The following is a 13,589-nucleotide window of genomic DNA, read 5'->3' as shown; positions in this document are numbered from 1 at the left end:
AGCGCGGTGTCGCACTCCTGCTCTTGGTGGGCGGCGGTAGACCTCCTCGCCGGTCTTGCGGCTGAGGATGCCCGGAGGCCAGCAGCGGGAGGTACACCTCGGGTGACGTAAGGTCGGGCTTACTCATGGTCTGACCGACCGAAGGTGATCTGATGCCTGTGGGGGTGGGTGGAATCGTCATGACCGGTGGCGGCAACAGGAGAGAGGTCCGGATCCGGGCGATCGAGGTGGCCCGGTCATGACCGGCGCGGGTACTTCGCCCAGGCGTGCCGGACGGAGGCGTCGAAGGCCGTTCTCGGTCGAGGCGCGCTTGGCCGAGCATGTCGATCGGCTGGCCGATGAACATCCGCCGATCCCGGTGGACAGCGCCGACTACTCGATGGCGCGCCCGGAGTTGCTCGCCGAGAGGTTCGGCCCGGTGCTCACCTACATGTCGAGGGTCGAGCTGGAAGTCGAGCGGAACGTGCTCGAGCTCAACATTCTGCTGCCGGATCCGCCGGCCGTGGACCGGCACTTCTACGCCGACGTGTGGCTTCCGCAGGAGACGCACCACGGGCTACTGCTGGATCGGTTGCAGTCGCTGGCCGGTTTGCCGCCGGCGGATCCAGACCTCACCAAGGTGGACTTCAGTTATCGGCTACTCGGTTCGCTCGGGCGGTGGAGCGCCGTACAAGACGTGAGCCGGATGCTGTATTACCTCACCGGTGTGGCCACGGAGCAGTCGGCCATTCTCGCGTACAACAAGCTGCACCAGGGGTTGCTGGAGCTCGGTGAGCGAGCCGTCGCCGCGACCATCGTCGCGCCGATCCGTCGCCAGGAGCCGGGCCACTTCGCCTACTACAAGATCGCCGCCCAGGGCCTGTGGACCGAGCTGGCCTCGTGGCAGAAGTGGCTGGTCAGGACGCTGCGGCGCCATACCTTCGAACCGGTCGGGGCGTACACCAAGAAGCAATGGGCCGAGTTCGGTGCCGTGATGCACCATCTCGGCATCACGGCAGAGGGTGGGGGCGGGTTGACTCGCTACGCCCAGCAGATCGGGCGAGTCGAACTCGAACTGCTCTGGGCGCAGAAGCAGGGTTTGCGCGTACCTGCCTACGTCGTGAACTCCCTCAAGTCCGCCGCCCGGCTCGCCGCAGCCGAGCGCTCTGTGTCGCCTTCGAAATGAGTGTGGTCAGAAGCATTGAGGTGCCGAATGAGGGGCGCCGGTGAGCAAGGGCTGGTGGTGGATCGCGGTCGGCGCCGTTGTCGTGGCGGCGTGGGCTGCGCGCGGGGGAGACTCGCCGGAGACTGCAGTCCCGCCACCCCGGGCCACCGCGTCGGACACGCCCAGACCTCCGGCGCCGAAGCCGAGCGCCAAGATCACGCCGAGTCCCTCGGACTGGTCCACGAACTACGATCCGGCGTCCTTCGCCGTACAGGTGCGCAGGTCTGCCGGTCGGGCAGGGATCAAACCCCAGTTGCTGATGGCAATCCTGTACAACGAGTCCTACAAGCCGCACGACCCCGAGCTGGAACGCTCCTGGCAGCGCATCAAGCCCGACGCGGCGTTCGGCATCGCCAACATGCACCGCGCCGCCTTCAACGAAACCAAACGCGGCCGCCCTTTCGCGGGCAGGAGCTGGGAAGAGCTGCCCGACCACCCCGAGCTCGCCGTGGAAGCGGCCGCCTGGCATCTGCATGACCTGGCCGCGCGATTGCCCAGTCGTACGCGCGGGACGTTCAGCAAGGACGAGTTGCTTGCTCTGGGCTACAACACCGGGTCAGGCAACATGCGGGCCTTCGCCACGGGCGCGAAGCCTGGCGCTCAAGCGCAGTCCTACCTCGACCGCCTGCACCAGAACTGGGCCAAGGCCGCGAACGCCGTCCGGGTGCCGTAGCGCCTCCGCACCAACGACGCTATGCAAACACGTCGCATCACTGTCCGTGCAGTAGGACGATGGAGCGGGGGTTGACCGGGACGTGGTCGCCCGCGGCGATCTGGTCCGGCGGTGCGGCGCCATTGGGGTCGTAGGTGTCGATCTCGCGGGACCAGGTCCGGCCGGTCTCGGTCGCGGGTACGACGAAGTCCAGCGGCTCCCACCAGGCGTTGACCAGGAGCAGGAAGTCGTCATCGACCAGCAGTGTTCCGTCCGCGGCCCGATCGGGATTGTCGTCCCCGTCGAGGTAGAGGGCAACGCTCCGCGCACCCGGGTCGGTCCAGTCCGCCTGAGTCATCTCCGCGCCACCCGGGGTGTACCACCGCAGCTCGTCGGCCCTCACGCCGGTGAGGAACCGGCGCCGCCGGAACACCGGGTGGGCCCGGCGCAGCGCGATGAGCTTCTTGACGAAGACGATCAACTGCTCGTCCTGGGTGGACCAGTCGAACCAGCTGATCGCGTTGTCCTGGCAGTACGCGTTGTTGTTCCCCTGCTGGGTGCGGCCGAGCTCGTCGCCTCCCAGGAGCGTCGGTACTCCGAACGACAGCATCAGCGTGGTGAGCATGGCCCGGCTCTGCCTGGCTCGTAGGTCGAGGACAGTCTGATCGGTGCTGGGACCCTCGACTCCGCAGTTCCAGGAGCGGTTGTCGTTGGTGCCGTCGGTGTTCGCCTCGCCGTTGGCCTCGTTGTGCTTGGCGTCGTACGAGACGAGATCGGCCATCGTGAAGCCGTCGTGAACCGTGATCAGGTTGACCGAAGCGGTGGGACGCCGGCCGGCCGCGGAGTACAGGTCGGACGATCCGCTGAGGCGGGAGGCGAACTCGCCGATCAGGCCGTCGTGGCTGCGCCAGAAGTCGCGCATCACGTCGCGGTACCGGCCGTTCCACTCGCTCCAGAGCGGCGGGAACCGGCCGAGGTCGTAACTGTCGGCCTGGCCGACGTCCCACGGCTCGGCGATGAGCTTGGCGCGGGAGACCACCGGGTCCTGCGCGGTCAGGTCGAAGAACGCCGCCATCTTGTCGAAGCTGCCGTCCTCACGCGCCAGCGTCGGCGCCAGGTCGAAGCGGAAGCCGTCGACCCGCATCTCGGTCAGCCAGTAGCGCAAGGAGTCCATGATCAGCTGCAGGCTGATCGGACTGTCGGCGTTCAGAGAGTTGCCGGTGCCCGTCGTGTCCACGTACAACCGCCGGTCGCCGGGGTCCAGCCGGTAGTACGCCGGGTTGTGCAGTCCGCGATGGCACAGCGTCGGGCCGAGGTGGTTGCCTTCGGCGGTGTGGTTGAAGACCACATCGAGGATGACCTCGAGGCCGGCGCCGTGGAGGGTGTCGACCATCGCCTGGAACTCGGCGACCTGCTTGTCGGGCCGACCGGCCCGGACCGCGGCGGAGTAGCCGGCGTGCGGCGCGAAGTACCCGATGGTGTTGTAGCCCCAGTAGTTGGTCAGGCCGCGCTCGACCAGGAAACGCTCGGGCACGCTCTGGTGCACCGGGAGCAGCTCCACGGCGGTCACCCCGAGATCGACGAGATGGTCTACCGCGGCCTCGTGCGCCAGTCCGGCGTAGGTGCCGCGGATCTGCTCCGGTACGGCGGGGTGCGCAGCCGTGAAGCCTTTGACGTGGAGCTCGTAGATGATCGTGTCGGCGTAGGAGTAAGCCGGCCGGGGATGGTCGCTCCAGTCGAAGGAGCTGTCGACCACCAGGCTGCGCGGGACGTGGCCGGCCGAGTCCAGTGCGCTCGGGGCCTCGACATCGTCGACTGTGTAGCCGAGCAGCTCCGGCCCGAACCGTACCTCGCCGTCGATCGCCCTCGCGTAGGGATCGAGCAGCAGCTTCGCCGGATTGCACCGCAGACCTCGCTGCGCGTCGTACGGTCCGGTGGCGCGGTAGCCGTAGGCCTGGCCGGGCCGTACGCCGGGCAGGAACCCGTGCCAGATGTCGCCATCGCGCTCCAGCAGCGGGACCTGGGTCTCGGTGCCGGCGGAGTCGAAGAGGCACAAGAGCATGCCATCGGCGGCCGAGGCGACGGCGAAGTTCGTGCCGTCAGGCCCCGGGGTCGCGCCGAGCGGGGCGGCCGCACCGGGCAGGGCCGGCGCGAGCGAGACCTGCTCGGTCATGACTATTCGCCCATCACGCGGAGGACATCCCCGATGGACCGCACCGACCCGTGTCTGCGCCGGATCAGATCGGCCACGATCCCGGTCCAGCCGGTCTGGTGCGCGGCGCCCAGACCGGCCCCGTTGTCGCCATGGAAGTACTCGTTGAACATGAGGTTGTCCTTCCAGTTCGGGTCGTGCTGCAGCCGGTCGACCCCGCCGAAGCAGGGCCGCCGGCCGTCCGGGCCGACGAGGAAGATCGACACCAGCCGGGCGAAAAGATCGTCGGCGACGGCGTCGAGAGCGAGCAGCTCGCCCGATCCGGTGGGGTACTCGATCTTCAGGTCGTCGCCGAAGAAGCGGTGGTAGCGCTGCACGGCGGTGGTCGCGAGGAAGTTCAGCGGGAACCAGATGGGCCCGCGCCAGTTCGAGTTGCCGCCGAACATGTCCGTGGTCGACTCGGCCGGTTCGTAGTCCACCGTGGCGCGCATCCCCTCCACCTCGAGGGTGTAGGGGTGGTCGCGGTGGAAGGCGGAGATCGAGCGCAGTCCGTACGGCGACAAGAACTCATCGGGGTCGAACAGCTTGCTGAACATGCGCAGTACCTGGTCGACCCCGACGGCACCCATCAGCAGCCGCTGCCGGCCGGCATCGCCGCGCAGTACGCCGGCATCCGCCAGGCTCTCGCGGTCGCGCAGCCCCTGGCGATCGAGGAACTCTGCGAACTGCTTGCCCGGGGCAACGGCCCGCTCGAGCAGCTGATCGTCGATCACACCGACCGCCAGCATCGGGATGATGCCGACCATCGAGTGCACCTTCACCGGCACGACGCCGCCGCCAGGGGTAGTGATCCGGTCGTAGAACAGGCCGTCGGTCTCGTCCCACATCCCCTGCTGCGCCATCGCGGTGCGGATCGCGGCGAAGTGCTCGAGGAACTTGTGGACCAGGTCGCGCGCGGGCCGGTGTCCGGTCCGGTTCAGGATCGCCGCGATCGTCGTCATCGCCAGCGCGTACGCCGCCATCCAGCCGGTGGCGTCGGACTGTTCGAGCACCCCGCCGACCGGCAGGTGCGAGCGGTCGAGCGGGCCGATGTTGTCCAGGCCGAGGAACCCGCCCTCGAACAGGTTCGACCCGTCGGCGTCCTCCCGGTTGACCCACCAGGTGAAGTTGACCAGCAGCTTGTCGAAGATCCGGCTGAGGAAGTCGAGATCGCGTCCACCGTCGATGGCGAACACCTCGAGCGCCGCGAACGCCTGCACCGGCGGGTTCACGTCACCGAAGTCCCACTCGTACGCCGGCAGGGCGCCGTTCGGGTGCTGGAACCACTCGCGACACACCAGCAGCAGCTGATCCTTGGCGAACTCCGGATCGACGTGGGCGAGCGCGATGCAGTGGAAGGCGAGGTCCCAGGAGGCGAACCAGGGGTACTCCCACTTGTCCGGCATGGACATCACGTCGAAGGAGTTGAAGGTGCGCCACCGGCTGTTGCGCCCGGTGTGCCGCGAGGCCGGCGGCACCGGCTGTCCCGGGTCGCCGTCCAGCCAGCGGGCGACGTCGTAGTAGTAGAGCTGCTTGCTCCACAACATCCCGGCGAAGGCCTGCCGCATCACCATCGCCTCGTCGGGCGACGCGGCCGCCGGGGTGAGCTCGGCGTAGAACTCGTCCGCCTCCGCCCGCCGGGTCCTGAAGACCTGCTCGTACTCCGGTCCGAGCGCGGCGGCGGAGTCAGCGCCTGATCCTGCCGGACGCAGCCGAAGCCGAATCTCGGCGGTGGCACCCGGCGCGACCTCGACGCGGTACCAGGCCGCGCACTTGGTACCGCGCTGTGCGGGGTCGACGGTGGACGCGCCGGTCACGACGTGATCGTTGATCCCGTCTTTGGGGTACGGCGTTGACCCGGCAACGCCGTACAGGCCCTGGAGGTTGGTCTCGTTCTCACAGAACAGGAGTTCCGGCGCGGACCCGTCCGGACCCGGTGCGGCCAGTAGTTCCAGCTCGCCCAGGGATGGGTGCGAGACGCGCACGCTCGTCTCACCGGTCGCGGCGAGCTCGGGTCGTGGAGCACCCGGGCTCCACGACCAGGTGTTGCGGAACCAGGCCGACGGCAGGACGTGGAGCGTCTCCGGATCGGGACCGGCGTTCGTGACCTGGATCGTCATCAGCAGGTCGGTCGGGTTCGCCTTGGCGTAGTGCACCTCGACGATCCAGTACCGATCCTCGTCGAACGCGCCGGTGTCGAGGAGTTCGTACTCCGGATCGTGCTTGCCGCGTCTCCCGTTCTCGGCTCGCAGGTCTTCGTACGGGAACGCACCCTGCGGGTAGTGGTAGCGCCAGCGGTTCCAGGCATGGCTGGGCACGGCGTCGAGGTACCACCAGTAGTCCTTCACGTCCTCGCCGTGGTTCGCCTCCGCGCCGGTCAACCCGAACGGCCGCTCCTTGAGGATCGGGTCACGCCCGTTCCACAACGCCAGCCCGAGGCACAGCCGTTGCTCGATGTCGCTGAACCCGGCCAGTCCGTCCTCGCCCCACCTGTACGCCGTGGCGCGGGCGCGGTCGTGCGAGAGGTAGCCCCACGCCTCGCCGTCGGCGCTGTAGTCCTCCCGCACCGTGCCCCACTGACGCTCGCTGAGGTACGGACCCCAGAGATTCCAGTCGCTCCGCTGCGACCTGGGCTGGTCGCCAGCCATCCGCTCGCGCTCGACTCCGGACGTGTGAGGCTGTGTCGTCACGCGGTCCTCCCAGCGGTGGTGGTCGTGCACGGCAGCTCTCGCGGAGCCACAGCCCATTGTTCGAGGACTGGCCGAGTCCCGCGTCGTCTGCAGATGATGATTCAGAGCTGTCCGCGGGGGAGGGGCTGTCAGCTCAGGCCGGTCGCATCGGCGATCAGTTCGATCTGCTGGAGGTCGGGGTTGGCAGGGAACAGGATCAACTCGTCGCATCCGGCTGCGGTGAAGCCGGCTACGGCGTCGGCGACTCTCTGTTGTGTGGTGAGGGCGCCGGCCACGATCCGGTCGACGTACTCACCCACGAAGCTGTAGTAGTCGCCGAGATAGCGCCGTGCGTGCTCCTCAGCCTCGTCGCCGAGACTCACGTACCCGATGGCGACCAGGCGCGGCTCACCCTCACGTCCCGCGTCGCGCCAGGATGCCCGGGCCGTGTCCGCTGCCGCGGCGAATGCGTCCGGCCCCCCGGCGCCGAGGATCCAGCCTGCGCCGTACTCCGTCATTCGGCGGAAGGCGGCGGCAGACCCACCGCCGATGAGCAGCGGGGGACCACCGGGTCGCACCGGGGCCGGGCCGATCGGACCGGCGTACCCCCTCGGCTCACCGGCCCACACCGCACGCATCTCGGCCAGCTGGGCGTCGAACGCCTTTCCGCGCTCGGCGTACGGCGACGCCGTTGCCTCGAAGTCGTCCGGGCGCGATCCCACGGCGATGCCGACCGTCAGCCGGCCGTCGGAGATGCGATCCACGGTGGCCAGTTGCTTGCTCAGCAGCGCTCCGTTGCCCCGGTACGGGCCGATCATGATGCCCGTCGTCAGGCCGATCCGCTCGGTCACCGCCGCCGCGGCCGCGAGGGTCGGAATTGTCTCGAGATTGCCGTACACGAGGCGGTCGAGCGTCCCCAGGGTCGAGAACCCGGCCTGCTCGGCGGCCCGGGCCCAGTCCAGGATCAGCCGGCCGCGGATGCCGGGAATCGTGGACGGCAGACCGATACCGATGTCCATAGGAACCTCTCCTTGATCCAGTTGGTATTTCCAACTATCGGCGCCGGCCACCGGTTCTCGACAGGTCGATGGGCGTCTGTCACGGTGCTGTGAGGGCGTCGGTGAGTGGGTGGATCGCGGCTAATCCGGCGGCGGTTTCGGGGTCGAGTCGGTGTCGTTCGGCGATGCTCTCGGGGGAGTAGTAGGCAATCCGCGTTGTCCCCGCGTCGTCCCAGATGAGCAGCTTCAGGGGTAGGTCCAGTGCGGCCAGCGGAGCGGCTGCCATGACTGGCGTTCCGGCGGCCGGGTTGCCGAAGATCACCAGAACGGTGTCGCGCAGGTCGAGACCGGCCGTGCGCGCCGCGCCCGCCTGGTCGATCACGGCGAACACCGTGACCGCCTTGGCCTCGAGCAGCCGGCGGAATCGCGCAGTCACCTCCGCCACAGTTCCAGCAGCCACCTTGCTGACCACCCCGTCCGGCAACGGTCCGCTCCCAGAGCTGGCAGAATCAGCCATCATCGTGGTCCTCCTTTGACGTCATACCTACGGAACCCGGTCTCGGGAAGTGTATTTATGGGCACTCGTGTCGGCTCTTCTCACTGGCCGGGGGCCTGCGGTGGGCGTCACGGGTGCAGGAGGGTTCGATGGGATCTGTGGTGAGAACTGCGGTTGTGGTCGGCGGTGGCATCGTCGGTCTGTCCGTGGCGAGGGCTTTGCAGCGGCTCGACCCCGGTACGCCGGTCGTCGTACTGGAGAAGGAACGGTCGGTCGCGGCGCACCAGACCGGGCACAACTCGGGGGTTGTGCACTCCGGGCTGTACTACAAGCCCGGATCCCTGAAGGCGCGATTGGCTGTCGCCGGGGGAGCGGCGCTGAGGGAGTACTGCGAGGAGAAGGGCATCCCGGTGGAGGTCCCCGGGAAGCTGGTCGTCGCGACGACAGAGGCCGAGCTGCCTCAGCTCGACCGCCTGTTCGGCCTCGGCGGTGAGAACGGTGTCCCGGTCCGTCGGCTGTCCCTCGGCGAGGTCGCGGAGCGCGAACCGCACCTGCGCGTGAAAGGTGCCCTGGCGGTCGATTCCACCGGTCGGGTGGACTTCAAGCTGGTGGCCGACGCCCTGGCCGATGACGTCCGCGCGGCCGGCGGCGAGATCCGCACCGGGGTGACGGTGACCTCGATCGAGAACGCGGGCTCCGTCGTTCGGGTCCGTACGACGGACGACGTGATCGAGGCGGAGCGCGTCGCCGTCTGCGCGGGCTTGCACAGCGACCGGCTCGCGCGGGCCTCCGAGCTCGAGCCCGGGGTGCGCATCCTCCCGTTCCGCGGCGAGTTCAGCGAGATCGTCCCGGAGCGCGACTATCTGGTGAACGGTCTGGTCTATCCGGTACCCGACCCCGAGCTGCCGTTCCTTGGCGTCCACCTCACCCGTGGCATCGAGGGAACCGTCCACATCGGGCCGAACGCCGTACCGGCCCTGGCCCGGGAGGGCTATTCCTGGTCCAAGATCGTGCCTCGCGACCTATGGGAGTCCATGACCTACCGGGGCACCTGGCGGCTCGCCCGGCGCTACGCCAAGACAGGCGCCAAGGAGGTGATGCGCTCACTCACCGGCCGAGCGCTCGTACGGGAGGCCCAGCGGATGCTGCCTGAGCTGCGAGTCGCGGACGTACGGCGCTCTGGCGCCGGGGTGCGTGCGCAGGCCGTGACCCGCGACGGCAAGCTCGTCGACGACTTCCTGTTCCTCCGCGACGGCCGCACGCTGCACGTCCTCAACGCCCCATCCCCAGCCGCCACCGCCTGCCTCGTCATCGGCGAACGCATCGCCGAGGAGCTGTGCGCCGACCGGGCCTGAAGTCCTCGCGGTCAAGCGCAGATCCGGTGCGGTACACCGAGGTACGGTCGTCTACCGGTTCGTTCGCTGCAGACTCTGACCTGCGAATGGGATCGCCGGCCTGACGCCAGGCGTACACCTGTTGGTCACGCACTGCGCTGTCGCGGAGCCGGAACTCGCTGCGCTGACCGCGCCTGGCACCGAGACCTATCGATGGGCCGAGGAATACAGGCTCGGGGACCAGGACATCGTGACCGACCCCGAGATCCGCAAGGCGATCGAGGAACGAGACATCGAGCTGGTGTCGATGCGCAACGCGTTCACCGACTGACGTGGTAGAAGGGGAGCATGACTGCGAACAACCCTCAGCTGACCCGAACGCTCTCGAATGGTGCGGAGATCCCGCTGCTGGGCCTGGGGGTCTGGCAGGTGGAGGACGGCCCGGAAACCGAGCGGGCGGTCGCCTGGGCGCTCGAGAAGGGCTACCGGCTGATCGACACGGCGCAGGCGTACGGGAATGAATCGAGTGTGGGAAGGGCGATCCGGAGCAGCGGGATCCCCAGGGAGGAAATCTTCCTCACCACGAAGTTCTACCCGGGGAGCCGGGATCCACGGGTCGAGGCGGAGAAGAGCTTGGGGCGGCTCGGCACCGACTTCCTCGACCTCTACCTGATCCACTGGCCGAAGGGCGGGCCGACCTGGGCCTGGCCCGGGATGGAGGCGGCTAGCGAAGCCGGCCTGACCAAAGGCATCGGGATCTCGAACTTCGGAGCCTCGGAGATCCAAGAGCTCTTGAAGGTGAGCGAGATCCAGCCGGCGGTCAATCAGATCCAGTTCAGCCCGTTCGAGTATCGCCGGGCCCTGGTCGATGCGTGTGAGGATGCGGGCGTGGTCGCACAGGCGTACAGCCCGCTGGGAACCGGGCGGCACCTCGGGGATCCGGTCGTCGAGCGGATCGCGTCCGCCACCGGACGCACGCCGGCTCAGGTCCTGATCAGGTGGGCGATCCAGAAGGGACTCTCGGTCATCCCCAAGTCATCCCACCGCGAACGCATCGACGAGAACTTCAACGTCCTCGACTTCGACCTCGACGAAGAGTCCGTCTCCGCCCTGGACGCCCTCGACACCACCGGCCAGACCCCCGACGCGCTGTCGCGGAGCGGTAAGTGGTGGTGATGATTGCCGGGTCCGCCTTGCCGGGGATCCGCACGAGGAGTCAGCTTTGAAGGTGTTCTTGTCAACTGACATGGAGGGAACCGCCGGGGTCGTCGACTGGAGTCAATGCCGCGGTCCGGGTCAGGAGTACGAGTACTACCGAGGGCAGCTGCAGGCGGAGGTCAACGCCGCGATCGACGGCGCACTTGCGGCCGGCGCGACCGAGTTCCTGGTCAACGACTCACACTCGACGATGCAGAATCTCCGCCCGGACGAGCTCCACGGCCGCGCGAGCTACCTGTCCGGCCGGCACAAGCCGCTGTACATGATGGAAGGCCTCGACGATTCCTTCGACGCGGCCTTCTTCGTCTCGTACCACGGGTCGGCGAGTTCCACGTCGTCGGTGCTTCACCACACCTACAACCCCCGGGCCATCGCCGAGGTCCGCCTCAACGACGCGATCGCCGGCGAGGCCGGAGTCAACGCGCTGGTGGCGCTCGCCCACGGGGTTCCGGTGGTACTCATTTCGGGCGACCGGGTGACGATCGAGGAGGCGCAGCCGTTCTGCCCGGATGTCGAGGCGGTCGTCGTCAAGGAGTCGGTCTCGCACAATGCCGCCCTGTCCCTGCATCCGGACATGGCACGCGAGCTGATCCGGAAAGGTGCGCAACGCGCGCTGGCCCGGCTGACAGACTTCCAGCTGCCGAGCGTCACGCTGCCCGCTGAGCTGACCGTCCGTTTCCACAACCGCGCGCTGGCGGAACTGACGTGCGCCCTCCGGGGCGTCGAGCAACGAGGAGAGAAGGTCGTTGCCATCCGCAACGACGACCCACTCCAACTGTTCCGCACGTTCATCGCTGCCGTCATCCTGAGCAGAGGGGTCAGCGAGTAATCGAGATCGCCGGCGACGGTGCGGGATGGAGTTCGCGCTGACAACTCCCTCATGACCGGGCTCCGGTCCGGGATACACAGGTCAGCGGGTTTGCGCGGTTCGGGTTCCGCCGCCGACACTCGCCAGGTAAGGCTGTACTAGTTCGGTGAACAGCTCGCTAGGTGGCAGCCCGAGCTCACGGTCCAGCATCGCGCGGAACTTCTCGTAGTGGTTGACGGCTTCGACGATGTCGCCGTTGTCCAGGTGGGTTCGGACGATCGTGCGGTGCGCACTCTCGTGAAGTGGCTCGATGCTGGTCGCGGCGCGCGCGGCCTGGAGTGCCTCGTGACCGCGCCGTTCGAGCCGCCGGCGACTGGCGAGGGCGTCCAGAGCACTGAGCCGCAGGTACTGCAACCGCTCGCGCGCGGCGAGGACCCAGTCGTCGTACCAGCCGGGCAGTAGCTCCGAGGAGTGCAGGACGGCGGCTGCGGCGTCCTCGCCGCCTTCGTCCCTGCCGTCCGGGTCGTGGATCAGCAGTTCGGCACTCGCCCGGAATCGGTGAACGTCCACGGCGACCCCGCTCGCCAGTGCGAGGGATATGTCGCCGATCTCCAGCAACGGTGGTACGCCGGCGTGACGGTGGCGCAGTCTCCAGAGAATCGCGCGGAGGCGAGCGGCCGCCACCTCGTCGCGGCAGTCCGGCCAGAGCGTCGCGGCCGCTTGAGTCCGTGCGCAGCGCCCCTGCAGGGCCAGGAGGGCGATGAGGTGCTGCGGCCCGGACGGCAGCTCGATCGGTTCGGGAGTGGCGGTGTGGCCGCCGCCGACCGTCAGGAACCAGTCGCCGAGAAGGTGAAGTCGGAGGTCGCAACCCCCTAGTGCGCGCACTGCCCGGCCTCCCCCCAGTCGAGGTGGCGGCGTGCGTCAGGAACGAGCCTGCCCCCCCGGCTATGCTGCCCCCGCAGATCTGCTCTCCGCATATGTGACGGCAGGCACCGAACGCCACCGTCTATTGCACGATTGGTCACGAAGCGCCGGATGTCAACCTGTCAGGCCGATCCCTCGTGGCTTGATCGGTCGATGAAACGCTCGAGCCAGGCTCTGACCTCGCTGTAGACGGCCTCTGGCGAGGTCACCACCGTGGTGGTCTCCGCGTCGGCGGCGAGATCCGGCCGACGGGTGATCCGCGCTTTGAAGCCGGCCGCGTCCGGGGGGTCCCGCCAGACCCGGATCACCAGCGCGGCGCCAGTGCCGGGTGCGGACTCAGAATGCGCCTGATCGCTCATGATCCACTCTCCAATGAGCCGTCGGACCCGCTGCCTCGCGTGGTGCAGGTACAGACGGCTGGACCCACGATGAGTCAACGATCTACGATTGGCATCGGTTACGTCGACCAACGGCTTCCTGACAACGCTGAGACAACAGCGTGACAACGCGGTGAGCACGCGCCGAGGACTCCACTTGCTGTGAGCACTTAACAGGGCAAGGGGGTGACTCATGAACAAGAAGCTGACGAAGGTCGCGCTCGAGCTGGAAGAGGTCCAGGTCCTCCCGGAGCGAGAGGCGCTGGGTTCGTTCAACTTTGCGAGCATCGCCGCATCCAACACGGCAGTGGCGCTGAACGCGGCGTCCCACTTCTCCGTGGCGAACGCTGTGGCGCTGCAGGGTATCAACGTCCACCAGCACTAGCGGACCCGACACAGGCCGGTGCGTGGGCGGTGGCGCAGAGCGCCCCGTCCACGCACTCGAGGAGAGGATGGGATCTCGATGACGAATCTCGGCAGGATCTCTCGGACGGAAGTCGCGAACCAGTCGGTCGACCTGTTGCCCGCGAGAGAGGCGTTGGCGCTGGTGAACATTACCAATATCACCGCGATCAACCTGGCTATCGCGGTGAACGCGGCCACTATCGGCTCGACCGCGAGCGCAGTGGCGCTGCAGCATGTGGCTGCGTTCCAGCGCTAGCAGCATCCGCGCACGGGAAAGGCGGGGGGCTCGCGCCCCCCGCTCTGGCCGAAGGCC

14 protein-coding genes are annotated in these 13,589 nt (G+C 68.1%); 8 read left to right on the top strand and 6 right to left on the bottom strand.

All coding sequences use genetic code 11. From position 1 onward, the window contains the following. Positions 1-238: 238 nt before the first annotated feature. Entirely contained in the window at positions 239-1,165 is a 927-nt protein-coding gene (locus EV644_RS13055; protein WP_241998124.1) for a GTP-binding protein LepA, read from the top strand. 40 nt (positions 1,166-1,205) lie between these two features. After that, positions 1,206-1,877: a transglycosylase SLT domain-containing protein gene (locus EV644_RS13050; protein WP_199239791.1), complete on the top strand. Its 672-nt coding sequence runs from the start codon at positions 1,206-1,208 to the stop codon at positions 1,875-1,877. A 37-nt stretch (positions 1,878-1,914) separates the two neighbouring features. Here the strand turns inward: EV644_RS13050 and glgX are convergent, their stop codons facing one another. From glgX to EV644_RS13030, 4 genes are all read right to left on the bottom strand, one after another. Further along, a complete protein-coding gene (gene glgX / locus EV644_RS13045) occupies positions 1,915-4,029 on the bottom strand; it encodes a glycogen debranching protein GlgX (protein WP_132188506.1) in 2,115 nt (704 codons plus the stop codon). 2 nt (positions 4,030-4,031) lie between these two features. Then, positions 4,032-6,737 (bottom strand): MGH1-like glycoside hydrolase domain-containing protein, encoded by a 2,706-nt coding sequence (locus tag EV644_RS13040; RefSeq protein WP_199239790.1) that lies wholly within the window; start codon positions 6,735-6,737, stop codon positions 4,032-4,034. Positions 6,738-6,865: 128 nt separating this feature from the next. Next, entirely contained in the window at positions 6,866-7,735 is an 870-nt protein-coding gene (locus tag EV644_RS13035) for an LLM class flavin-dependent oxidoreductase (RefSeq protein ID WP_132188505.1), read from the bottom strand. A 79-nt stretch (positions 7,736-7,814) separates the two neighbouring features. Continuing rightward, the gene (locus tag EV644_RS13030) at positions 7,815-8,234 is read right to left on the bottom strand and encodes a DUF302 domain-containing protein (protein ID WP_132188504.1); all 420 of its coding nucleotides are present in this window, start codon (positions 8,232-8,234) and stop codon (positions 7,815-7,817) included. 125 nt (positions 8,235-8,359) lie between these two features. On the opposite strand from EV644_RS13030, the gene lhgD reads away from it, so the two are divergent. The 4 genes from lhgD (at position 8,360) to EV644_RS13010 (ending at position 11,591) form a co-directional block, all read left to right on the top strand. Beyond that, positions 8,360-9,565 (top strand): L-2-hydroxyglutarate dehydrogenase, encoded by a 1,206-nt coding sequence (gene lhgD / locus EV644_RS13025; RefSeq protein WP_132188503.1) that lies wholly within the window; start codon positions 8,360-8,362, stop codon positions 9,563-9,565. Positions 9,566-9,686: 121 nt separating this feature from the next. Continuing rightward, a complete protein-coding gene (locus EV644_RS13020) occupies positions 9,687-9,875 on the top strand; it encodes a hypothetical protein (RefSeq protein ID WP_132188502.1) in 189 nt (62 codons plus the stop codon). Between the two features lie 17 nt (positions 9,876-9,892). Further along, complete coding sequence (locus EV644_RS13015) at positions 9,893-10,720, top strand: aldo/keto reductase (protein WP_132188501.1); 828 nt, start codon at positions 9,893-9,895, stop codon at positions 10,718-10,720. 52 nt (positions 10,721-10,772) lie between these two features. Continuing rightward, a complete protein-coding gene (locus EV644_RS13010; protein ID WP_199239789.1) occupies positions 10,773-11,591 on the top strand; it encodes a M55 family metallopeptidase in 819 nt (272 codons plus the stop codon). Positions 11,592-11,672: 81 nt separating this feature from the next. On the opposite strand, the gene EV644_RS13005 is transcribed toward EV644_RS13010, so the two are convergent. Next, positions 11,673-12,455 (bottom strand): AfsR/SARP family transcriptional regulator, encoded by a 783-nt coding sequence (locus EV644_RS13005; protein ID WP_158292812.1) that lies wholly within the window; start codon positions 12,453-12,455, stop codon positions 11,673-11,675. A gap of 161 nt (positions 12,456-12,616) precedes the next feature. Further along, the gene (locus tag EV644_RS13000) at positions 12,617-12,853 is read right to left on the bottom strand and encodes a hypothetical protein (RefSeq protein WP_132188498.1); all 237 of its coding nucleotides are present in this window, start codon (positions 12,851-12,853) and stop codon (positions 12,617-12,619) included. Between the two features lie 211 nt (positions 12,854-13,064). Between EV644_RS13000 and EV644_RS12995 the strand changes: the two genes are divergently transcribed. Together EV644_RS12995 and EV644_RS12990 are read left to right on the top strand one after the other, a co-directional pair. Further along, the gene (locus EV644_RS12995) at positions 13,065-13,256 is read left to right on the top strand and encodes a hypothetical protein (protein ID WP_132188497.1); all 192 of its coding nucleotides are present in this window, start codon (positions 13,065-13,067) and stop codon (positions 13,254-13,256) included. A 78-nt stretch (positions 13,257-13,334) separates the two neighbouring features. After that, positions 13,335-13,532: a hypothetical protein gene (locus EV644_RS12990; protein WP_132188496.1), complete on the top strand. Its 198-nt coding sequence runs from the start codon at positions 13,335-13,337 to the stop codon at positions 13,530-13,532. Positions 13,533-13,589 lie beyond the last annotated feature (57 nt).

The sequence above is a fragment of the Kribbella orskensis genome (assembly GCF_004342085.1).
In the GTDB taxonomy this organism is placed as follows: domain Bacteria; phylum Actinomycetota; class Actinomycetes; order Propionibacteriales; family Kribbellaceae; genus Kribbella; species Kribbella orskensis.
The sequence above is the reverse complement of the archived record's forward strand: the minus strand, read 5'-3'. Positions and strand labels throughout refer to the sequence as shown.